This window comes from Bacillus vallismortis (genome assembly GCF_004116955.1).
Taxonomy (GTDB): Bacteria; Bacillota; Bacilli; order Bacillales; family Bacillaceae; genus Bacillus; species Bacillus vallismortis.
In genome coordinates this window covers 3,303,286-3,324,200 of sequence record NZ_CP026362.1, presented here as the reverse complement: position 1 = coordinate 3,324,200, position 20,915 = coordinate 3,303,286, and the positions used below count along the sequence as shown (strand labels likewise).

Annotated in this window: 16 protein-coding genes and 2 pseudogenes; 15 read left to right on the top strand and 3 right to left on the bottom strand. The window is 42.2% G+C overall.

Annotated features, from left to right (window positions below; genetic code table 11):
- The first annotated feature begins 131 nt into the window (after window positions 1–131).
- The 11 genes and pseudogenes from cdaA to BV11031_RS17390 all read left to right on the top strand — a co-directional run bounded on the left by cdaA (window position 132) and on the right by BV11031_RS17390 (window position 14,832).
- Window positions 132–953 carry a diadenylate cyclase CdaA gene (cdaA, locus tag BV11031_RS17445; RefSeq protein ID WP_010331474.1) on the top strand — a complete coding sequence of 274 codons (822 nt, stop codon included), beginning with the start codon at window positions 132–134 and terminating at the stop codon, window positions 951–953.
- Window positions 946–2,391: a CdaA regulatory protein CdaR gene (cdaR, locus tag BV11031_RS17440; protein WP_010331473.1), complete on the top strand. Its 1,446-nt coding sequence runs from the start codon at window positions 946–948 to the stop codon at window positions 2,389–2,391. The genes cdaA and cdaR overlap by 8 nt, the downstream gene beginning before the upstream one ends.
- Window positions 2,392–2,409: 18 nt before the next feature.
- The gene (glmM, locus tag BV11031_RS17435) at window positions 2,410–3,756 is read left to right on the top strand and encodes a phosphoglucosamine mutase (RefSeq protein ID WP_010331472.1); all 1,347 of its coding nucleotides are present in this window, start codon (window positions 2,410–2,412) and stop codon (window positions 3,754–3,756) included.
- 431 nt (window positions 3,757–4,187) lie between these two features.
- The gene (glmS, locus tag BV11031_RS17425) at window positions 4,188–5,990 is read left to right on the top strand and encodes a glutamine--fructose-6-phosphate transaminase (isomerizing) (RefSeq protein WP_010331470.1); all 1,803 of its coding nucleotides are present in this window, start codon (window positions 4,188–4,190) and stop codon (window positions 5,988–5,990) included.
- A gap of 453 nt (window positions 5,991–6,443) precedes the next feature.
- Window positions 6,444–7,588 (top strand): annotated as a pseudogene (locus BV11031_RS17420) (NADH:flavin oxidoreductase).
- Between the two features lie 194 nt (window positions 7,589–7,782).
- Complete coding sequence (locus tag BV11031_RS17415) at window positions 7,783–8,553, top strand: SDR family NAD(P)-dependent oxidoreductase (RefSeq protein ID WP_010331469.1); 771 nt, start codon at window positions 7,783–7,785, stop codon at window positions 8,551–8,553.
- A gap of 772 nt (window positions 8,554–9,325) precedes the next feature.
- A complete protein-coding gene (locus tag BV11031_RS17410) occupies window positions 9,326–10,834 on the top strand; it encodes an NADH dehydrogenase subunit 5 (RefSeq protein WP_010331468.1) in 1,509 nt (502 codons plus the stop codon).
- Between the two features lie 14 nt (window positions 10,835–10,848).
- Window positions 10,849–13,464, top strand: coding sequence for a DUF2309 domain-containing protein (locus tag BV11031_RS17405; protein ID WP_010331467.1), 2,616 nt, complete (start codon window positions 10,849–10,851; stop codon window positions 13,462–13,464).
- Between the two features lie 74 nt (window positions 13,465–13,538).
- The gene (locus BV11031_RS17400) at window positions 13,539–14,063 is read left to right on the top strand and encodes a carbonic anhydrase (protein WP_010331466.1); all 525 of its coding nucleotides are present in this window, start codon (window positions 13,539–13,541) and stop codon (window positions 14,061–14,063) included.
- A gap of 57 nt (window positions 14,064–14,120) precedes the next feature.
- A complete protein-coding gene (locus tag BV11031_RS17395) occupies window positions 14,121–14,411 on the top strand; it encodes a DUF6407 family protein (protein ID WP_010331465.1) in 291 nt (96 codons plus the stop codon).
- A gap of 58 nt (window positions 14,412–14,469) precedes the next feature.
- Window positions 14,470–14,832: a Na-translocating system protein MpsC family protein gene (locus BV11031_RS17390; RefSeq protein ID WP_010331464.1), complete on the top strand. Its 363-nt coding sequence runs from the start codon at window positions 14,470–14,472 to the stop codon at window positions 14,830–14,832.
- Between the two features lie 391 nt (window positions 14,833–15,223).
- Here BV11031_RS17390 and BV11031_RS17385 read toward each other — a convergent pair whose 3' ends face one another.
- Both BV11031_RS17385 and BV11031_RS17380 read right to left on the bottom strand, forming a co-directional pair.
- On the bottom strand, window positions 15,224–16,228 hold the full coding sequence (locus tag BV11031_RS17385; protein ID WP_010331463.1) for a serine hydrolase domain-containing protein: 1,005 nt from the start codon (window positions 16,226–16,228) through the stop codon (window positions 15,224–15,226).
- Between the two features lie 5 nt (window positions 16,229–16,233).
- Entirely contained in the window at window positions 16,234–17,064 is an 831-nt protein-coding gene (locus BV11031_RS17380; protein WP_010331462.1) for a MerR family transcriptional regulator, read from the bottom strand.
- A 135-nt stretch (window positions 17,065–17,199) separates the two neighbouring features.
- On the opposite strand from BV11031_RS17380, the gene BV11031_RS17375 reads away from it, so the two are divergent.
- The 4 genes and pseudogenes from BV11031_RS17375 to BV11031_RS17360 all read left to right on the top strand — a co-directional run bounded on the left by BV11031_RS17375 (window position 17,200) and on the right by BV11031_RS17360 (window position 20,154).
- Window positions 17,200–18,177 (top strand): alpha/beta hydrolase, encoded by a 978-nt coding sequence (locus BV11031_RS17375; protein ID WP_010331461.1) that lies wholly within the window; start codon window positions 17,200–17,202, stop codon window positions 18,175–18,177.
- A 1-nt stretch (window position 18,178) separates the two neighbouring features.
- On the top strand, window positions 18,179–18,850 hold the full coding sequence (gene ybdJ / locus BV11031_RS17370) for a two-component system response regulator YbdJ (RefSeq protein WP_010331460.1): 672 nt from the start codon (window positions 18,179–18,181) through the stop codon (window positions 18,848–18,850).
- Window positions 18,847–19,833, top strand: coding sequence for a two-component system sensor histidine kinase YbdK (gene ybdK, locus BV11031_RS17365; protein WP_010331459.1), 987 nt, complete (start codon window positions 18,847–18,849; stop codon window positions 19,831–19,833). The genes ybdJ and ybdK overlap by 4 nt, the downstream gene beginning before the upstream one ends.
- Before the next feature lie 58 nt (window positions 19,834–19,891).
- Window positions 19,892–20,154, top strand: a pseudogene (locus BV11031_RS17360) (hypothetical protein).
- On the opposite strand, the gene BV11031_RS17355 reads toward BV11031_RS17360, so the two are convergent.
- Window positions 20,139–20,909 carry a serine/threonine protein kinase gene (locus BV11031_RS17355; protein ID WP_010331457.1) on the bottom strand — a complete coding sequence of 257 codons (771 nt, stop codon included), beginning with the start codon at window positions 20,907–20,909 and terminating at the stop codon, window positions 20,139–20,141. The pseudogene BV11031_RS17360 and the gene BV11031_RS17355 overlap by 16 nt on opposite strands.
- Window positions 20,910–20,915: the final 6 nt, after the last annotated feature.

Here is a 20,915-nt window from a genome sequence, read left to right as displayed (position 1 = left end):
CGGGCTGAAAGAGCTGGCGCATTTCACTTGCCAAATCGAAATGTGGTATAATGGGCTCGCTATGTTAAGTACATATGCGTAACACGTTAAACACAAAATACGAAATGACTGAAATCTTGGAGGACGAGGAAATGGCTTTTGAGGATATCCCTTTTTTGCAGTACCTCGGCAATGCCGTTGATATTCTCCTTGTTTGGTATGTGATATATAAGCTTATTATGGTCATACGCGGCACGAAAGCGGTTCAGCTGTTAAAAGGAATTGTCGTGATCGTGCTTGTTCGTATGGCAAGCCAATATTTGGGCCTCGGTACGCTTCAATGGCTGATGGACCAAGCGATAACATGGGGATTTTTAGCAATCATTATTATTTTTCAGCCTGAGCTGAGAAGAGCGCTTGAGCAGCTTGGCCGCGGCCGCTTTTTCTCAAGGAGCGGCACGCCTGTGGAGGAAGCGCAACAGAAAACGATTGAGGCCATCACAAAGGCGATCAATTATATGGCGAAACGCCGTATAGGAGCCCTGCTGACCATTGAGCGGGACACTGGAATGGGCGATTATATAGAGACTGGCATCCCATTGAATGCCAAAGTCAGCTCCGAGCTGCTGATCAATATTTTTATTCCGAACACTCCGCTGCATGACGGTGCGGTGATTATGAAGAATAATGAAATTGCCGCTGCCGCCTGTTATCTGCCGCTTTCTGAAAGCCCGTTTATTTCAAAAGAACTGGGCACGCGGCATAGAGCGGCTGTCGGCATCAGTGAAGTGACAGACAGTTTGACGATTATTGTGTCGGAAGAGACCGGCGGCGTCAGTGTGGCAAAGAACGGCGACCTTCACAGAGAACTGACTGAAGAAGCGCTGAAAGAAATGCTTGAAGCCGAGTTTAAGAAAAACACCAGAGACACTTCTTCTAACCGCTGGTATTGGAGGGGCAAGAAAAATGGATAAATTCTTAAACAACCGCTGGGCTGTAAAAATCATTGCTCTGCTTTTCGCGCTCTTGCTTTATGTGGCGGTTAACAGCAATCAAGCACCGACTCCGAAAAAACCAGGTGAATCTTTTTTTCCGACATCAACGATTGATGAGGCAACACTGACCGACATTCCGGTTAAAGCGTATTACGATGATGAAAACTACGTCGTGACAGGTGTTCCGCAAACAGTGAATGTCACAATAAAAGGTTCGACAAGCGCCGTGAAAAAGGCCAGACAGACAAAGAACTTTGAAATATATGCCGACATGGAGGACTTGAAAACCGGCACACATAAGGTCGAGCTTAAGGCCAAAAACGTGTCGGATGGACTCACAATCTCGATTAATCCATCGGTTACGACAGTTACAATTCAAGAACGAACGACCAAAAGCTTTCCTGTAGAAGTGGAGTATTATAATAAAAGCAAGATGAAAAAAGGCTATTCTCCGGAGCAGCCGATTGTCAGCCCGAAAAATGTGCAGATCACCGGATCTAAAGATGTGATTGATCATATTTCTCTTGTGAAAGCTTCGGTGAATCTGGAAAAAGCAGATGAAACGATCGAAAAGGAAGCGAAAGTGACTGTCTATGATAAAGATGGAAACGCGCTTCCTGTGGACGTGGAGCCCTCGGTCATCAAGATTACCGTTCCGGTGACAAGCCCAAGTAAAAAAGTGCCCTTTAAAATTGAACGGACAGGAAGCCTTCCTGACGGTGTCAGCATAGCGAATATTGAATCCAGCCCCAGTGAGGTAACGGTTTACGGCTCGCAGGATGTGTTGGATTCTCTTGAATTTATTGACGGCGTCAGCTTAGATTTAAGCAAAATCAACAAGGATTCAGATATCGAGGCAGATATTCCGCTTCCCGACGGCGTCAAAAAAATCTCGCCGTCAAAGGTGACGTTGCATATAGAGGTTGATAGTGAAGCGGACCAGAATTTTGAAAATGTCCCTATAAAGACTGTAGGGCTGAACAGCTCGCAAACCATTGAATTTCTTGAGCCTGAATCGCAAGCCATAGACGTGACGGCTAAAGGTTCTCCCGGCAATATAAAAAAGCTGAAAAAATCAGATATAGAATTGTATGTGAATGTATCAGATTTAGATGACGGGGAGCATAGCGTGAAGCTTGAAGTAAACGGGCCTCAGAATGTAACCTGGTCCTTGGGGCAAAAAAGCGCCAAAATCAAGCTGACGTCTAAAAAAAGCAATACATCAACTCATGACAACAGCAATACATCAGGGAACCAGGATGGCACAGATAAACAAACGAATGATCAAAATCAGCAAGAAGATACAACGAACAGTAATAAAAACAGCAATGATCAAAAACAAGACGTAAATAAAGACCAAAACCAAGATCAGGATGAGGACGAATCCGCTGCGGATTCACAATCCTCATCAGAATAAAAAAGGAGCGATTATAAAATGGGCAAGTATTTTGGAACAGATGGTGTAAGAGGTGTCGCCAATAGTGAGCTTACACCTGAGCTGGCCTTTAAAGTCGGGCGTTTCGGCGGGTATGTGCTGACAAAAGATAAACAACGTCCAAAAGTACTGATAGGCCGCGATACACGGATCTCCGGCCATATGCTGGAGGGGGCCCTTGTCGCCGGACTTTTATCTATTGGCGCAGAAGTCATGCGTCTGGGTGTCATTTCTACACCTGGTGTATCCTATTTAACAAAAGCGATGGATGCAGAGGCAGGCGTCATGATTTCTGCTTCTCATAACCCAGTACAGGATAATGGCATCAAGTTCTTTGGGGGAGACGGATTTAAGCTTTCTGATGAACAGGAGGCTGAAATTGAAGGCCTGATGGACGAACCGGAGGATAAGCTGCCAAGACCGGTTGGAGCTGATCTAGGGCTTGTAAATGACTATTTTGAAGGCGGCCAAAAATATCTGCAATTCTTAAAACAGACAGCTGATGAAGATTTCACAGGCATTCATGTGGCGCTTGACTGTGCCCATGGCGCAACATCGTCCTTGGCGACACACCTGTTTGCGGATTTAGATGCAGATGTTTCAACTATGGGAACATCTCCGAACGGATTAAATATTAATGACGGCGTCGGATCGACACATCCAGAAGCGCTCAGCGCGTTTGTCAAAGAGAAAAACGCCGATCTTGGTCTTGCATTTGACGGTGATGGTGACCGCCTGATCGCTGTCGATGAAAAAGGAAATATCGTTGACGGCGACCAAATCATGTACATATGCTCAAAATACTTGAAATCAGAGGGCCGTTTAAAGGATGATACAGTCGTTTCAACTGTGATGAGCAACCTTGGTTTTTATAAGGCGCTTGAACAAGAAGGCATCAAAAGCGTACAGACAGCTGTCGGTGACCGCTATGTAGTGGAAGCGATGAAAAATGACGGCTATAATGTCGGCGGAGAGCAGTCAGGACATCTGATTTTCCTTGATTACAACACGACAGGGGACGGATTATTGTCAGCTATTATGCTGATGAACACATTGAAGGCGACAGGCAAGCCGCTGTCAGAGCTTGCGGCTGAAATGCAGAAGTTCCCGCAGCTGTTAGTCAATGTAAGAGTAACTGATAAATATAAAGTCGAAGAAAACGATAAAGTAAAAGCTGTTATTTCTGAAGTTGAAAAAGAAATGAATGGAGACGGCCGGATTTTGGTGCGCCCTTCAGGCACTGAACCGCTCGTGCGCGTTATGGCTGAAGCGAAGACGAAGGAGCTGTGCGATGAGTATGTGAATCGCATTGCTGAAGTTGTGCGGTCAGAAATGGGATTGGAGTAACGAAGTCTATCATCAGAGAGCGAACAAGACAAGCGAGGTTTACATATGATAATTGTGAGACATGTGGGAAAGTTGTTTAAAAAACAATTGACCGTTCATGGCACATGCTGTAAAATCAAGCTTGTCTTGTTTTTATTTTCTCTGAGGAAGAAAAGACGGGATAATTGCTTCACTTATAATGATAGCGCCCGGACTAAGCGCCCGAAAAAAGGCTTAGTTGACGAGGATGGAGGTTATCGAATTTTCGGCGGATGCCTCCCGGCTGACTATGCAGATCACAGCCGTAAGGATTTCTTCAAACCAAGGGGGTGACTCCTTGAACAAAGAGAAATTACATGATCTTCCAAAAACATGTAGGAGGGGACGATTGAAAGTCCCCTTGAAATTTGACTTTCTTCGTCTCCTTTTACAATCTTAGGAGGAAGAAAAATATGTGTGGAATCGTAGGTTATATCGGTCAGCTTGATGCGAAGGAAATTTTGTTGAAAGGGTTAGAAAAGCTTGAGTACCGCGGATATGACTCTGCGGGTATCGCTGTTGCCAACGAACAGGGAGTCCATGTGTTCAAAGAAAAAGGACGCATTGCTGATCTTCGTGAAGTTGTGGATGCCAATGCAGAAGCGAAAGCTGGAATTGGCCATACTCGCTGGGCAACGCACGGCGAACCAAGCTATCTGAACGCTCACCCGCATCAAAGCGCACTGGGCCGCTTTACACTTGTTCATAACGGCGTGATCGAGAACTATGTTCAGCTGAAACAAGAGTATTTGCAAGATGTTGAGCTCAAAAGTGACACCGATACAGAGGTAGTTGTTCAAGTAATCGAGCAATTTGTAAACGGAGGACTTGAAACAGAAGAAGCGTTCCGCAAAACACTTACACTGTTAAAAGGCTCTTATGCAATTGCTTTATTCGACAACGAAAACAGAGAAACGATTTTTGTAGCGAAAAACAAAAGCCCTCTATTAGTCGGTCTTGGAGATACATTCAACGTTGTAGCATCTGATGCGATGGCGATGCTTCAAGTAACCAATGAATACGTAGAGCTGATGGATAAAGAAATGGTCATCGTCACTGATGATCAAGTTGTCATCAAGAATCTTGATGGTGACGTCATTACACGTGCTTCTTATATCGCTGAGCTGGATGCCAGTGATATCGAAAAAGGCACGTACCCTCACTACATGTTGAAAGAAACGGATGAGCAGCCTGTTGTCATGCGCAAAATCATCCAAACGTACCAAGATGAAAACGGCAAACTGTCAGTGCCTGGCGATATCGCTGCCGCGGTAGCGGAAGCGGACCGCATCTATATCATTGGCTGCGGAACAAGCTACCATGCAGGACTTGTCGGTAAACAATATATTGAAATGTGGGCAAACGTGCCGGTTGAAGTGCATGTAGCGAGTGAATTCTCTTACAACATGCCGCTTCTGTCTAAGAAACCGCTCTTTATTTTCCTTTCTCAAAGCGGAGAAACAGCAGACAGCCGCGCGGTTCTTGTCCAAGTCAAAGCGCTCGGGCACAAAGCGCTGACAATCACAAACGTACCGGGATCAACGCTTTCTCGTGAAGCTGATTACACATTGCTGCTTCATGCGGGCCCTGAAATCGCTGTTGCGTCAACGAAAGCATACACTGCACAAATCGCAGTTCTTGCGGTTCTGGCATCTGTAGCTGCTGAGAAAAACGGCATTGATATCGGATTTGACCTCGTTCAAGAACTCGGTATCGCGGCGAATGCAATGGAAGCCCTTTGCGACCAGAAAGACGAAATGGAAATGATCGCCCGTGAATACCTGACTGTATCCAGAAACGCTTTCTTCATTGGACGCGGCCTTGACTACTTCGTATGTGTTGAAGGCTCACTGAAGCTGAAAGAGATTTCTTACATCCAGGCAGAAGGCTTTGCCGGCGGAGAGCTGAAGCACGGGACGATTGCCTTGATCGAGCAAGGTACACCAGTAATCGCACTGGCAACACAAGAGCACGTAAACCTAAGTATCCGCGGAAACGTCAAAGAAGTTGCCGCTCGCGGAGCAAACACATGCATCATCTCACTGAAAGGCCTAGACGATGCGGATGACAGATTCGTACTTCCGGAAGTAAATCCAGCGCTTGCTCCGTTGGTTTCTGTTGTTCCACTGCAGCTGATCGCTTACTATGCTGCACTGCATCGCGGCTGTGATGTTGATAAGCCTCGTAACCTTGCGAAGAGTGTTACTGTGGAGTAATAAATGTTTAACCCCTTTGGTTATAAGCCCAAAGGGGTTTTTTCTGCTAGAATGAACTGTTTTGAGCTTTTACTTAATTGTATAGCTACTTTTCCATTGCTAAAAAGATGGTTCCTTTGAAGAAAATTATATAACAATACGGAAAACGAAGAAGCTATGAATGTACAGTAAATGGTTCCGTTGGCATTTCTCCTCCCTCTCTGTAACTTTGTCGGAGTCTACATTCCCCTAAAGTAATTAAGGTCGACCTACCTACCAAGTTTAAGCAAGATACAAACAATAAAAAAACAAAAACCGCTGCTATTTTAGACATTTTATCGATACGAATACAGAAGAAACGCTAGAACATTCTTAAAAGATGAATCAAATAAACAAAAACAACGAATAGTAATGGGAGGCTAACTTGCGTTAATGACCGATACTAAATGATTTAACGAAGAAGGAGTTTGACTTATGAGTAATAAAGACTTGTTGTTTGAAAAAGTGACTTTAGGTAGTACATCAATAGACAATCGGGTAGGCGTAGCCCCAATGACACGTACGAGCGCCACGCCGGATGGGTATGCAACCGAACAAATGGTTTCGTATTATACATCATTTGCCCGTGGCGGGTTTGGGCTGATTATTACAGAAGGAATTTATCCGGATGATCAGTATAGTCAAGGATATTTGAATCAGCCTGGTATTGTCTACGAAGAACAAGTAAAAGCATGGAAGAAAGTGGTGGATTCTGTTCACCGAGCTGGAGCTAGAATATTTGCGCAGCTCATGCACGCAGGGGCACTGTCACAAGGAAATCGTTTTGTGAATGAAACGATTGCGCCTTCTTCTGTTCAGCCAAAAGGAGAACAGATGGAGTTTTATGGAGGTAAAGGGCCATTCTCGATACCAAGAGAAGTGACAAAAGAAGACATAACAGAAGTGATCAAGGGATTTGTCAATGCGGCTAAAAAAGCCAAAACAGCTGGTTTTGATGGGGTTGAAATTCATGGAGCGAATGGTTATTTATTAGATCAATTCCTAACAGATTACACCAATCATCGTACAGATGAATATGGCGGTTCTGCTGAAAATCGTGTGCGTTTACTGGTGGAAGTCTCAAAAGCTGTTCGGGAAGCTGTTGGACAGGATTTCACCGTTGGGATCCGAATTTCACAAGGGAAAGTGAATGCTACACACACAAATGGCAGGGTAAAGATAAGGATGCTGAAATAATCTTTGGTCAGTTAGGCCAAGCTGGTCTCGATTTTATCCATGTCACGGAATATGAAGCATGGCAACCAGCATTTCCGGAAGGGGAAGGGACGACTGCAACCGACTCAGCTTTTGGTGATGGTGGGTCCTCAATGGCTCGTTTAGCAAAAACATATAGTAACTTGCCCGTAATTGCCAATGGTCATCTTGAGGATCCTGCCAAGGCTAGAGAAATTATTGAAAAAGGGGAGGCGGATGTAATTACTTTAGGTAAAGGTGCCCTAGCGAACCATGACTGGGTAGAAAAAGTGAAAAACGGGGAGCGTATAGCAGAGTTCCAGCCTGAGAAAGTATTAAGCCCGAATGCTAAAATTAAAGAATTTGAAACAGAAGGATTCGAATAAACGATAGACATCGGCTTTATTTAATATCCTTCCGATCCGCTTCGAACAAGATATGATGAAAATCAGGCGATTTTAAAAGAAAGAGCCTATGCAGTTGGGACAGATAATCAGTCGAGATTCTTTAACTTCTGAGTTAATGGGTAAGAATGAGTGAAGGCGCATAAAAAGAAAAAAATAAGGGAGAGGAGAATAAGATGAACGAAATGTTTGACTTAAGTGGCAAAGCAGCCATCATTACAGGAGCTGGGAGAGGTATTGGAAGAACACTTGCTGAAGGTTTGGCTAACGCTGGAGCAGATGTTGTCCTAGTTGCTCGAACAGAAGAAGAAGTGAATAATGCGGCAAATGAAATATCTAAAAACACAGGTCGTAAAACACTAGCATTGGTTTGTGATGTTACTGATGCAGAGGCTGTGAATGATACCGTGAGCACGGCGTATGAGCATTTTGGACATCTTGATATTTTAGTTAATAATGCGGGGATTAGTGTCCGTGAAACAACATTTGATTTATCAGAAGAAAACTGGGATAAAGTCATGGACGTTAACTTTAAGTCAGTTTTCTTGATGTCCAAAGCCGTTGGAAGATATATGATGAAACAAAATTCAGGAAGAGTCATAAATGTAGCCTCAGTGGCATCTACATTGACGTTATCATCGGGAACACCATACGGACCAAGCAAAGCAGGTGTCGTTCAATTAACTCGCCAAATGGCAAATGAGTGGGCAACACAAGGAATTACGGTTAATGCGATAAGCCCTTGGTTTTTTAAAACATCATTAAATGCAAAAGCGTTAGAAAACGAGGAATTCCGAAGTCTATTAGAAAGCAGGACACCGATGAAACGCCTTGGTCAATTAGAAGAAGTTATTGCTCCTGTTGTCATGTTTTGTTCTGATCATGCAAGTTATATTACTGGTCAAAATCTTTTTATTGACGGTGGAGTAACTAATTATGCGTTTTAACGCCAAAGAATGGCTAGGCGTGTTTTTATTATAGCGAAGTGAATGCTTATACACGAGAATTCTATCTATCGGTTGGACTAGCTGTTATCGAAATAATTGTGTATCAAAAAGGCTATAAGCAGGAACTGTATACATTATTTGACCGGTCGGTTATGTATATATTTTTTCTTGGGTTTCTAAAAAATTAAGACAAGCTTTAGTTAAAAACTCAGGATATCATTCCAAAGGGAAAGAGGATGTAAACCTTCTTTCCTGTTCCAATCATCAATTAATAAGAGTATGAGTTTGTGTTGACAATGTTTCAATTTTATCATATCTTATACATAACTAAATTAATCGGTATAGATGTTTATTTTTGCCCTTTTGGATCATTAGGTCTTTAGCATTCTTTTAATATTAACTTTTAATCTTGACGGGATGAAAAAGTATTCTAATATAAAAAGGGAAGAATAACATTAATCGATTTAATCTATAATCAACGAACTACATTAAAATCGTAACGATAATTCCTTTAGAGGAAATGAAAACATAGCATATAGAAAATGACCAATAATAAGGTAGCTCTTCAAAAAACTTCGGCTGAAGTTAGTTGAAGTGAAGCCGACAATTTTCAAGATTCAATGACTAACATCATCATTGAATCTTGAAGTTGTCGGTTTTTTTATTGGGAAAAAATAGAGAATAATAAAAGTTGTAATACATGATAGAAAAATATGATCTGATATAAAGGTCTTTTGAACAATATCGACATTTAAAAAGGGAGAAGTTAGAAATGTTCGTTTCGTCATCATTATTAACATTATTTTTTATTATGCTTATTGCTTCTGGGATAAGTGGACTAGTTTTTTTACATCCACGCGTACCTTTGAGTTATGTTCGCATTCATATTGGTATCTTGGCTTTGCCGCCGTTGGTTTCCTTAGTGATTCTTGCCAATCGCAGTGTGGGTGGAACTCTTGGCCCTTGGCACTTAGATTCCTTAGCTTGGTTAATGGCATTCTTTGTTTTGGCAATTGGTCTAATCATTCAGCGTTTTTCTGTACGTTACTTAATGGGGGATCGATCTTATCGAAAATATTTTCCGCTTTTCACTTTCACGACAGGTGCTGCTTCGATTGCATGGTTAAGTGGTGATCTTCGCTTGATGGTTATATGTTGGGGAGCAACTCTTGTCGGTTTAACCTTGCTTATACGGTTAAACAGTGCTTGGCAAGTGGCTGGTGAAGCGGCCAAGGTTTCTGGCCGATTATTTTTGTTAAGTTGGTTTTCGTTGTTTGTCGCGATGATCTGGCTTTTTCAAGTTACAGGCCAATGGCAGTTATCATTGGCTTTAACACATGATAGCTTAGCTCAGCTGGAGGTATGGGAGAGAACAGGGATTCAATTATTGATTGTATTAGCAGTGATCATTCCTGCGGCTCAATGGCCATTCCAAAGATGGTTAATTGAGTCTATTGTTGCTCCAACTCCTGTTTCTGCGATTATGCACGCTGGTTTAGTCAATGCAGGCGGGATTATACTAGCCCGATTTTCACCTCTATTTAATGGAGGTATAGCTTCGATTATTTTACTTTTGATTGCGGGCATCTCTGTATTGATTGGAACTGGCATTAGTTTGGTCCAGGTTGACTATAAACGCCAGTTAGTAGGCTCCACGATTGGTCAAATGGGGTTTATGCTCATTCAGTGTGCATTAGGCGCCTATATCGCAGCCATTATTCATCTTATTTTACATGGTTTATTCAAAGCTACGTTGTTTTTACAAGCTGGTTCAGCAGTACGGTCTCATAAAATATCAAGTCGTGCTCATGAAGGAACATCCTATCTATGGATCATAGCTGGCTGGATTTTATCCTTAGTTATAGGTGTTTCTTTTTGGCTCACGGCTCCTGGTGAGGGGTATCGATTCATTAGTGCGCTAATCTTGGGGTGGTCATTGTCCGTTTCTTGGACTCAGCTCGTAGCTTTTGGAGAGGGGAGACTTGGCCGAATTGTAGGTTTAACATGTTTAGGAGGAGCAGCTCTCGTATATTTTATCATTCATCATCTCTTCTATGAGTGGTTGCATACAATTGCTTTTCAAAGTGTTCAGCCTCCAATGTCAGCTGTCATCATTGTCGTATCTCTCTTACTATTCGGCAGTGTTATGGGTACGTGGATTGCCCGTCATCGTTCTTCAGTTTTCTCCGCAGTTGTCTACCTTTGGTTAGTACGATTAGGTGAAGCAAAACCAAAGACAGTAGAGAGTCATCCAGACTACCTTAAACAATATTTATCATAAGGAGGTCATCAATGATGGGCATTACAGCCGTATTAACGAAAGAAAATGTAAAAGAAATCGATCTTGATGTTCAAGAAAAAGATATTCGCGTTTTCATTGAATCCGCCAGCCGAGTGATTGCGCCGCTTTGGCCTATTTCTACCTTTGCTGCACGTAATCCTTGGATGGGTCTAGAAAACCAATCTTTTGATCAGATTGCAAGGTGGTTGAAAAATACTCGCGATGTTGATATATACCCAAGTGCATCTATGATCCGTTCAGCAAAGAATAAAGGTGAGATTGATGAAGATTTTGTGGAAATGGGGCTGCAGCGTTGGCTTGATTCACAATCCTTTAACATCCCGCGGGACGTGGCAGAACGATTTTGTCGAGCTGGATTAACATTAGACCCGCTGCCATCCGATCTTTTATCATCACACAAGCTGAAGGAATTGGAACATACATGTAGTGAACTGAATCGTATCGAGAATGTTTTTATGCAGCCAATCAGTTCAAATATAGAGAATCAAGAAGGTGAAAGGTTAGTCAATATACTAGATCATCATGTCATTAAGTGGTGTAAATTATATCTCGATGATTCTCAAGCAGGTTGGAAAATGCCTAATCGTGAGGAAGGTTTCTATCGCGCTTGGCAGCATCTCATTCAATATGATCCAGCACTTAGTAAAAAGCAGCGTGAGAGGTTGAAAGGTTTGCCGCAAGAGGCACATTTGGCTTTACAGGAAGCGTTATTTGCACTAGAAGTTCCGGAAGCAGACATCCAGACTTATCTTGAAGGCCATTTGCTTTCCTTGCCTGGATGGGCAGGAATGATGCTTTGGCGCTCCCAACAATCGAGCCATGAACATGCACTCCTAACAGAATATTTAGCGGTTCGAATATCCATGGAGTGGGCCCTTATACAGCCATATTTGCCTTTGGCTCATCAACGATCTGAGCAGAAACAAATGTCGATTGCTCCCCTTTTAGCAGCTTGGATTCATTGGGGAGGCCTTACATTAGAGGAATGGTCTCAGATGTCGGACGCAGTACAAAACGAATATGTATCATTTGCCTATCGTTTTGATGAGAAACTTCGCAAGAAACTTTGGCTAGAAGCTTGGGAACACACACACACAGATCGATTAAGCCAGAAGATCATCTCGAAACAACGTAAAACCAAGGATGAAAAATCTGCATTGGCTCAATTGGCATTCTGCATCGATGTCCGATCAGAACCTTTTCGCCGCCACCTTGAAAAAGAAGGTCCGTTTGAAACGATTGGTATGGCTGGTTTCTTCGGGATGCCGATTGCAACTTGTGAACTTGGCAGCAAACACAGTCATGCCTCCTTGCCGGTCATCCTAAAACCGCAACATCAAATAAAAGAGTTCGCAGATGAAGATATACTCGAAAAATACAATCAACGCAAGCAGGCAGTTCATTCCGTAAGCGAGACATTTAAAAAGATGAAACAGAATGTACTGACGAGCTTACTTCTGCCTGAGCTAAGCGGGCCTTGGCTTAGTCTGCAAATGGTAGCGCGCAGCTTTGTGCCAAGCAGATCAGATCGTTTCATTCGTCATCTTCGTGAGACTTGGTTGCGCAAACCCGATACAACACTCTCGCTACATCATGAGTATGACACAGTGGCAGATATACCTGTTGGTTTTTCTGAAGAAGAAAAAGTGACCTATGCTCGCCAAGCTTTAAAAATGATGGGGTTAACGGAGAATATCGCACCATTGGTCGTGATATGCGGACATGGCAGTCAAAGTGCGAATAATCCTTATGCCGCGGCTCTTGACTGCGGTGCCTGCGGTGGAGCGGCCGGTGGATTCAATGCGCGAGTTTTAGCTGCTTTATGTAATCTTCCTGAGGTAAGAGAAGCTCTTGCAACTGAAGGAATGATCATTCCTGAAGATACGGTTTTTGCCGCCGCTGAACATCATACAACGGTGGATGAATTACATTGGCTTTATGTGCCAGAGCTTTCTGAAGCTGCTCAAGAAGCATTTGAACGTATCGAAGCTATTATGCCGACGGTGAGACATCGTGTAAATGCAGAACGTCTAGCCCAATTACCGAATGTCCAAGAAAGACTTAAAAACCCGAAGGCAGAGGCAAACCGATTTGCGGAGGATTGGAGTGAGATCCGTCCCGAATGGGGACTGGCTCGTAATGCCTCTTTTATTATCGGCCAACGTGAACTCACTCAGGATTGTGATTTGGAAGGAAGAGCCTTTCTTCATAATTATGATTGGAAGCAGGATGAAAGCGGTGAACTCCTAGCAAATATTATTGCAGGGCCTGGAACTGTGGCCCAATGGATTAATTTACAATATTACGCATCAACGGTAGCACCTCATTATTATGGAAGCGGAAATAAAGCCACTCAAACCGTTACTGCAGGTCTTGGCGTTATGCAGGGGAATGCAAGTGACTTATTAGCCGGACTGCCTTGGCAATCCGTTATGCAATCAGATCATGAGGCTTATCATTCTCCTCTTCGTTTGCTGATTGTCATTCAAGCACCTAGAGAACATGTAGAACGATTATTAAATAAAGACTCAGTATTTCTGCAAAAAGTTCAAAATGGATGGGTTCGACTGGCTAGTGTTGATCCAGAAGGGCATTGGGAAAACTGGTAACTTTTATATAAACAATGATCAGATGGATTTGGTGCTCAATATAAAATGATAAACATATAGAAGAGGTGTGCTGTATGAATGTAAATAAAAAAGTATTATGTTTGACAGACATTGAAAACGGCTTAGAGCCTATTTTACTAGAAGCGACGAACACTTCAGCAGGAAATATGCTGACTCTACAAAGCTATGGTGCCGCTATCTCACATCCTTATGGAGAAATCATGAGGTCTGTTATCATTGCCATTTATCAGGAAGATGTTGAAGAGATTTTTGTTGTAGGAACAAAAGATAAGAAATCTTCCACAGGCTATGTACGAACTCAACTTGAAATAATGAAAGATAAAATACAAACATTGGATTATCTTTTTCAACATTGCAAGCCTGAATTTTTTGGCGGTACCGTCGATGAATGGCTAGATGGAAATAGCAGTGGCGCTATTGAAAAAAGTGTTGAAATCATTCGCAATCATCCACTAGTGCCGTCCTATGTGAAAGTGAGAGGTTTAATCGTGAATCCAAAGGATGGAACATCTTCAATTGTGGATGTTCCTGTGACCAAAACAGATCAAGTATACCCTGATCATTGCTTGTCACGATAAACGGAAGGGTTAACTTCTCAGTACTCATATATGAAAAAACAGTTTTAAGGAGAACGTATGGCCTCGAATGTAACTGATTTTGTAACCAAAACAATAGAGGAAATGAGTCCGTTTGATCGTGAAAATATGGAAGATATGAAAAAAATAATAAGAAAAGCAATTGATTATTATCATATGCAATCTTATGAAGAGGTTGAGGAAACCCATTTAGGAAGCATTCGATTTTTGCATATACACTCCATGATGGAAGAAAATATGTTATCCAAAATGGTAGTGGTCACAAGGAACGGAAAAACTGATTTGGTTATTGAAGATGTATATGAAGGATATGTTGTAAGAGAATATTAATGAGACGAAATCACAAAATAGAATATGCAATTTTTGTTGCTCAGGAGAGGTTTTATATATGAAAAAATCGAAAGGTTCTTTTGAATCAGAGATCAGTAAGTCCATTACTCAATGGGAAAAGGATTATCTTGGGCGAGGGTCTGTATCTGTTAAGACTGATATCTTGCGTGACATGATCATTGTTAATTTAAAAGGAATTTTAACACCGGCTGAATATGCAGTTTGTGAATCAAAAGAGGGGCTGTTATCTATCAAACAAACTCGTTCGGAGTTAGTTGAGTCTGGGGTAGAAGGCCTTAAGGATATTATCCTCACGATAACCGGAGAAGAAGTGAAAAGCTTTCATACTGATTTAAGCTCTCGGACAGGTGAACGGGTGATGGTGTTTAAATTATGTAATGATCTAGAGAAAAGTCTTTAAGATATAGAAATGGAAAGGTTCTAACCCCTTTGGTTATAATAGCCAAAGGGGTTTTTCATATGGTTATTTAATTGGAGGGAGGCTGCGAAATTGGTAAACATGTTATCAAAGTGAAAGCTGCTAGGCATACAAGCCACATATTGAGGTTTACCTTTAGTGGAAAGAGAAGTGTTGAAGTTTTAAATGTGGAGGTCCAATCCGGGGATGAGCGTTGCTTTTGGCGCTTTTTTCAGTTCTAGGCAGTCGTTGAAAATGATCTGTTTATCAAGAAGAAAATGAACTGAATATCGCAGCATGATGTTGTGGAAAAGAATCGATAAAACCGACAGCCTTCTCAATGTCTTGCTTCTTGGAGAAGGCTCGTATCTGAAGTTCTCGTCTGTCTATTTTCCTAATTTGTCCGAGAAACTACATATTCCTTAATTAACTTCCACCTGTCACGTGGATTCATGATAAACCCTGATGCGATCGCTACAACCAGGTCATTCTCCGGAACACAGCAAATCACATTCCCGCCATCACCCAGAGCTGAGTATGAAAAAACACTGTCCTCATCACGAAGCCACCATAGATAACCATAGTGATTGGCGTTCATCTTTGTTGATTCGTCAATCCATGATCTTGGAATAATGCGTTGATTGTCCCAAGTACCATGATTCAAATAAAGATAACCAAACCGAGCCATATCCCGCGGAGTCAGCGTAAGCCCCCATCCTCCGGTTGAGTTTCCGTCCGGATCATTTACCCATCCCTTCACATCTTTTCCGAAAAGGTCGTCAAAGCCGAATGATTTCATTTCATAATGCGGAATTTCTTTCATGCCGATTGGTTTAAATAAGTGCTCGTTAGCAAATTCGCGGGCGCTCTTGCCTGTGGTGCGGGTAATGATGGCTGACAGCAGGTGTGCACCTGCGGTGGAGTATTTAAAAGTGCCGATTGTGCCTCCTTGGCCCAGCATATCGAGTGTATAGATGATCCAATCAGGCTGTACGCACATCTTGTCGAGCGGTTCGTGCCAGTCTTCAAATGGATAGGGAGCTGTCATTGTGAGGAGGTGGCGTATGGTGATGTTTTGTTTTTGTTGATTATAAGGATCAGGGACGTATTCCGGGAAAAAGTCGAGCACGTTTTGATCGACACTTTTGATATATCCTCCATGTATCGCAATTCCAATGAGAGCCGATATAATACTTTTGGTTACTGATGCTACATGATGCGTATCATTCGGGCCATAGCCATGATTATATCGCTCATAAGCGATGTATCCATTTTTCACAACCACCATACCGTTTATATTGCTGTATTCGGATTTGATTTTTAGGTCAAGCTCAGACAGTTTTTCAGCGTCTATGCCCAAGGCTGCCGGGGCTGCAGTTGGCCAGTCGTTTCTTTTCATGATAGTTACCTCTCTTTTTTCTTGATTGGAAAATACACTTCGGTCACAATATCCTCTGGCACAGGGGCTTGCTGGTGATCGGTTACATACACTTCATATGGTGATTGGGCTAATTCATAGCCCTCATCTTCGACCCACTCTCTCAGCTTAGCGTATATCGAGGTCAATTCTGCATAGGGGCCCTTTAATACAGACTTTGCACAAAGCCCACCGGGCAAATCTCTTGTTCCCTTTACCGTCTCCTCTATTGGAATCGCAAACTCTGTATCATTGCCGGCAGGGTTGAACTCAGGGCTGTGATAAATTGTCATGGGCGTGGCTAGTAGAGTGAATTTTTCAACGGCAATTCTTTCATAGAGTCTGCTAAAATACTTCTCATATCCTAAGGCGTAGTCTTCACTGCTCAGCATTTGGCGTATGTAAAGGATGTTCCTTGTCTGGGTATCGGAAAGCTCTACTTCTATATCGTCAAACCATGACCTCATTGATTTGCCCATCTCTGCACGCAAAATATCTTGGTTCATTTTTGTAAGCGTATATTCATATGCACTTATTTTTGCGTGAACTTCTTGTCTTTTTCGCTGAAGGGCTAAACCAAGCATTTCTTCCGCCTGATCCTCTTCTGCATTGAGAATGGTTTTAATTTCCTCCAGAGAAAAATGATACGACTTGAAACGGTTAATCAAGAGCATTTCTTTCAGCTGCTTGATAGAATAATATCGATATCCACTTTCAGGATGAATGTCTTCGGGGTGAAGTAATCCGATTTCATCGTAGTATCGAAGTGTTTTTGTTGATACTTTGCATATCTTTGAAAATTCACCGATCGACAGCAAGCGATCACCTCCATGCTTTCAATGTACACCTTTCCGTAAGGGCAAAGTCAAATGTCAAAATAAAATCTTTCCAAAGTTAATCAGAAATTTATTTTCTTATCGTATCCTTTCCGTATCACGTGAAAGGAGCATCATATGAAAACATTATGGAACGTCCTAAAGATTGTTTTTGGCTGCTTGGCTGCTTTGGTTTTGCTTGTATCCGTCTCGGTATTTATATATCACCACTATCAATTAAATAAGGAAGCGGCACTGCTGAAAGGTAAAGGCACAGTAGTCGATGTTGATGGGGAAAAGATGAATGTGTATGAAGAGGGAAGCGGGAAGGATACGTTTGTGTTTATGTCCGGCTCGGGGATTGCTGCGCCTGCTTATGAGATGAAAGGTTTGTACAGCAAATTTTCAAAAGAAAATAAGATTGCTGTTGTTGATCGGGCAGGTTATGGATACAGTGATGTGTCTAACGATGACAGAGATATTGATACGGTTCTGGAACAGACAAGGAAAGCGCTTATGAAAAGCGGGAATAAGCCTCCTTATATTTTAATGCCTCATTCCATATCCGGGATCGAGGCGATGTATTGGGCACAGAAATATCCTAAAGAAATCAAGGCCATTATTGCGATGGATATTGGCTTGCCTCAGCAGTATGTCACGTATAAGTTGAGCGGGATCAACAGACTGAAAGTGAGAGGCTTCCATCTGTTAACGTCGATTGGTTTTCATCGATTTATGCCTTCCGCTGTATATAACCCTGAGGTGATTCGTCAGTCGTTTTTAACCGATAAAGAAAAAGAAATCTATAAAGCCATTAACCTTAAGCAATTTTTTAATGCTGATATGGAGCATGAGCTTTTACAGTCTTACCAAAACGGGAGCAAATCTGTGAATCTGCCGGCCCCAAAAGAAACTCCTGTCTTATTGTTAGATGCGGTCTCTGACCAAAATAGAAACTCAAAATATGCCATACAAAACAGAAAAGATTATGAGGCATTCGCGGCTCAATTCAATACAGCCGATATAAAGGAACTGAGGGGTACACACAGTATTTATTTATATCAGCCTGATCAAATATATAAACTTTCCATGGAGTTTATGAGAAAGGTTCGCTAGGATGAAGGGTTATCATATTTTAATCGTGGAAGACGATGTGATGATTGGCGGTCTGCTGCAAAAGATTTTGCAGCGTGAGGGCTATCATGTGATGTGGAAAACCGATGGAGCGGAAGTGCTATCGGTCATACAGAAGGTGGATTTGGTCATTATGGATGTGATGCTGCCGGGTGAAGACGGGTATCAAATGTCTGCAAAAATCAAAAAGCTGGGACTGCGTATTCCGGTCATTTTTCTTTCGGCCCGCAATGACATGGACAGCAAACTCCAAGGGTTGAAAATCGGCGAGGATTATATGGTGAAGCCCTTTGATCCGAGGGAGCTGCTGTTGAGGATGCAGAATATGCTTGAGCATCATTATGGAACCTTTACGCAAATCAAGCACTTGTATATTAATGCTGAAACCAAAAAAGTGTTCAATGAAAGCCTGCATGAAGAGGTGTTGTTTACTGCGATTGAGCGGAAAATTTTCTTTTACTTATATGAAAATAGGGGCAGCACCCTGACAAAGGAACATTTCTTTGAATATCTGTGGCAGCTCGAAGACAGAAACCCGAATATCGTCAATGTGCACATTAAAAAAATCAGAGCCAAAATCAACGATCAAGCGGGTGAAATTATTGAAAATATATATGGAGAAGGGTATCGGCTGAATACCATTGTGAGGAAATGAAGTTAAAGACAAAATATATGTTGTTATTATGTACGGCTGTCATTAGTGTGCCGGTGCTATTGCTGGCGGTTAGTATTTTGATGTCTGTCATTTATGACAACGTGTTTAAATCAATGAATCACGGTATACCTTTTCATAGGTCGTTTGCGTATCCGGCAATGCTCATTGTATTTTTGTTATCACTCTTATTGTTAGCTTTTTTATTTTCGAAGTCGATTCATTCTCTGCTGCATAAAATCAATCTATTACATCATACCATTCGGTATCTGGCGAGTGATCAAAAGGTGCCGGATAAAATAGAAGTGAAACACGTTGATGAAATCGGGGAGCTGATCAAGTCTGTCAATTTGTTAATTGAACGGACGACATATCGTGAACTGGAACTGAAACAGCAGGAGGAAATCAAAAAGGAGCTTTTGCAAAAACTGCGTCATGACATTAACACACCTTTAACAGCTCTCAGGCTGCAGTTGTTTTATTTGGAAGGCCAGTATCATGATCAGGCCGTATTCGAATCGTTGTATCAGCAAATCGAATATATCTCGGAATTAACCAATGAATTCAATCTATATTCCGCCGAGACGCTAGAAAGTTCTTATATCGTAAATGAAGAAGTGCGTCTTAACGAGCTGTTAGAAACAGCGGTGAAAAAGTGGGATTATTTATATAGTGTGAATGGGATTGAATTGCGCTTTAAACCGGCAGATCAAGATGTGATATGGATGAGCAACGTGTTATGGATGCAAAGGCTGTTTGATAATATTTTTCAAAATACGTTAAAGCATTCAAAAGCTAAAAAAATGGAAGTCATGATTGAAAATGGCACTGTTTCTATTCGCGATGATGGTATTGGATTTGATCAGAATGAGAACAGTGAGGGGCTTGGGTTAAAGATTATTGAGGATATATGCAGGCTGCTCGCGATGACTTATGTGCTGCAGACAAATGAGAATGGAACGGGATTCTTGTTTTCAAAAGAGTGACCCCGCTGAAGTTTTTCTTTCTCCTATTAACTATATATAATAGGAAGAAAGAAATGGGGTGATCAGCATATGTTTAAAAAAATCATTAAAACGATCAAGCGCCTCTCAAGCAGCTCGAGTGATCGCTATCGCAGACATCGGCATTACAGCAGCAGCCGGCGCAGATATCACCGCAGCTACAGCAGCAGCTCAGGCAAAAGAAGACACTACGATCGATATGGCGGCAGTCATCGCTACAAGCGCCGGAGCTACAGCAGCAGTTAATTTCAAAAAAGTTCTTGTTCCGTCTTGGGACAAGGGTTTTTTTATGAGACCGATTGAATGGCGCGGTTTAGGTCTTCGCGAATGAGAGCGGTGTGCTGGTACTCTTCATCAATGCCCAATAATTTTTTCAGCAGCAAGGTTACTTCTTTTGTCAGCGTTAGTTCCTCCAGCCAAGTGCCGTTTTTCTTCTTTTTTCCTTTATATTGAGAGTACAGCAGGAACAATAGCGTTTCTCCTAGATCGAAGAAGTCATCCTGTTTTCTTACCTGTGCCTCCTCCGTTTCTTCGGGAGTCAATTGCTTTGCAAGGCCGAAATCGATGAGGCTGAGCTTGCCTTGATTGATGATGATATTAGGCGTTCTGATGTCACTGTGAAAAATCAGGCGCGCATGCAAGTATTCTACAATCTCAAGCAGCTGCGAAATCAGCTGTAAAGCCATGAGCTCTGTAAACGGCTGTTTTTGAAAAAACAATAACTCTTCTATATTTTCTCCCTCGATGAACTGCATGACAAAATAAGCCTGTCCGTCTATGATGAAATCTTCTATAAAGGCTGGAATGTGCGGGTGGTGAATGCTTTTGAGCAGCTTCATTTCCTGCTGGAACCGGACTCTTTCTTTTTCCTTTTTCGCTTTTGTCTGCCGCAGCTGTTTTAAGACATAAGGTGTTTGCGTACGGACATTGGTGCACAAATAAACTAGGCCATACCCGCCCATGCCGAGGCATTCTTCGATTTTGTATTGGTTGTTCAGGATCACGCCGTCCTTTAGAGGGCGGTCAAATAACAGTTTTTTCAGCTGTTTTAATGCCATGTCTGC

Bases quoted from the DNA above. Each gene is read 5' to 3' on its own strand.
- cdaA (WP_010331474.1), top strand. From the start codon at position 132: ATGGCTTTTGAGGATATCCCTTTTTTGCAGTACCTCGGCAATGCCGTT.
- cdaR (WP_010331473.1), top strand. From the start codon at position 946: ATGGATAAATTCTTAAACAACCGCTGGGCTGTAAAAATCATTGCTCTG.
- glmM (WP_010331472.1), top strand. From the start codon at position 2,410: ATGGGCAAGTATTTTGGAACAGATGGTGTAAGAGGTGTCGCCAATAGT.
- glmS (WP_010331470.1), top strand. From the start codon at position 4,188: ATGTGTGGAATCGTAGGTTATATCGGTCAGCTTGATGCGAAGGAAATT.
- BV11031_RS17415 (WP_010331469.1), top strand. From the start codon at position 7,783: ATGAACGAAATGTTTGACTTAAGTGGCAAAGCAGCCATCATTACAGGA.
- BV11031_RS17410 (WP_010331468.1), top strand. From the start codon at position 9,326: ATGTTCGTTTCGTCATCATTATTAACATTATTTTTTATTATGCTTATT.
- BV11031_RS17405 (WP_010331467.1), top strand. From the start codon at position 10,849: ATGGGCATTACAGCCGTATTAACGAAAGAAAATGTAAAAGAAATCGAT.
- BV11031_RS17400 (WP_010331466.1), top strand. From the start codon at position 13,539: ATGAATGTAAATAAAAAAGTATTATGTTTGACAGACATTGAAAACGGC.
- BV11031_RS17395 (WP_010331465.1), top strand. From the start codon at position 14,121: ATGGCCTCGAATGTAACTGATTTTGTAACCAAAACAATAGAGGAAATG.
- BV11031_RS17390 (WP_010331464.1), top strand. From the start codon at position 14,470: ATGAAAAAATCGAAAGGTTCTTTTGAATCAGAGATCAGTAAGTCCATT.
- BV11031_RS17385 (WP_010331463.1), bottom strand. From the start codon at position 16,228: ATGAAAAGAAACGACTGGCCAACTGCAGCCCCGGCAGCCTTGGGCATA.
- BV11031_RS17375 (WP_010331461.1), top strand. From the start codon at position 17,200: ATGAAAACATTATGGAACGTCCTAAAGATTGTTTTTGGCTGCTTGGCT.
- ybdJ (WP_010331460.1), top strand. From the start codon at position 18,179: ATGAAGGGTTATCATATTTTAATCGTGGAAGACGATGTGATGATTGGC.
- ybdK (WP_010331459.1), top strand. From the start codon at position 18,847: ATGAAGTTAAAGACAAAATATATGTTGTTATTATGTACGGCTGTCATT.
- BV11031_RS17355 (WP_010331457.1), bottom strand. From the start codon at position 20,909: ATGGCATTAAAACAGCTGAAAAAACTGTTATTTGACCGCCCTCTAAAG.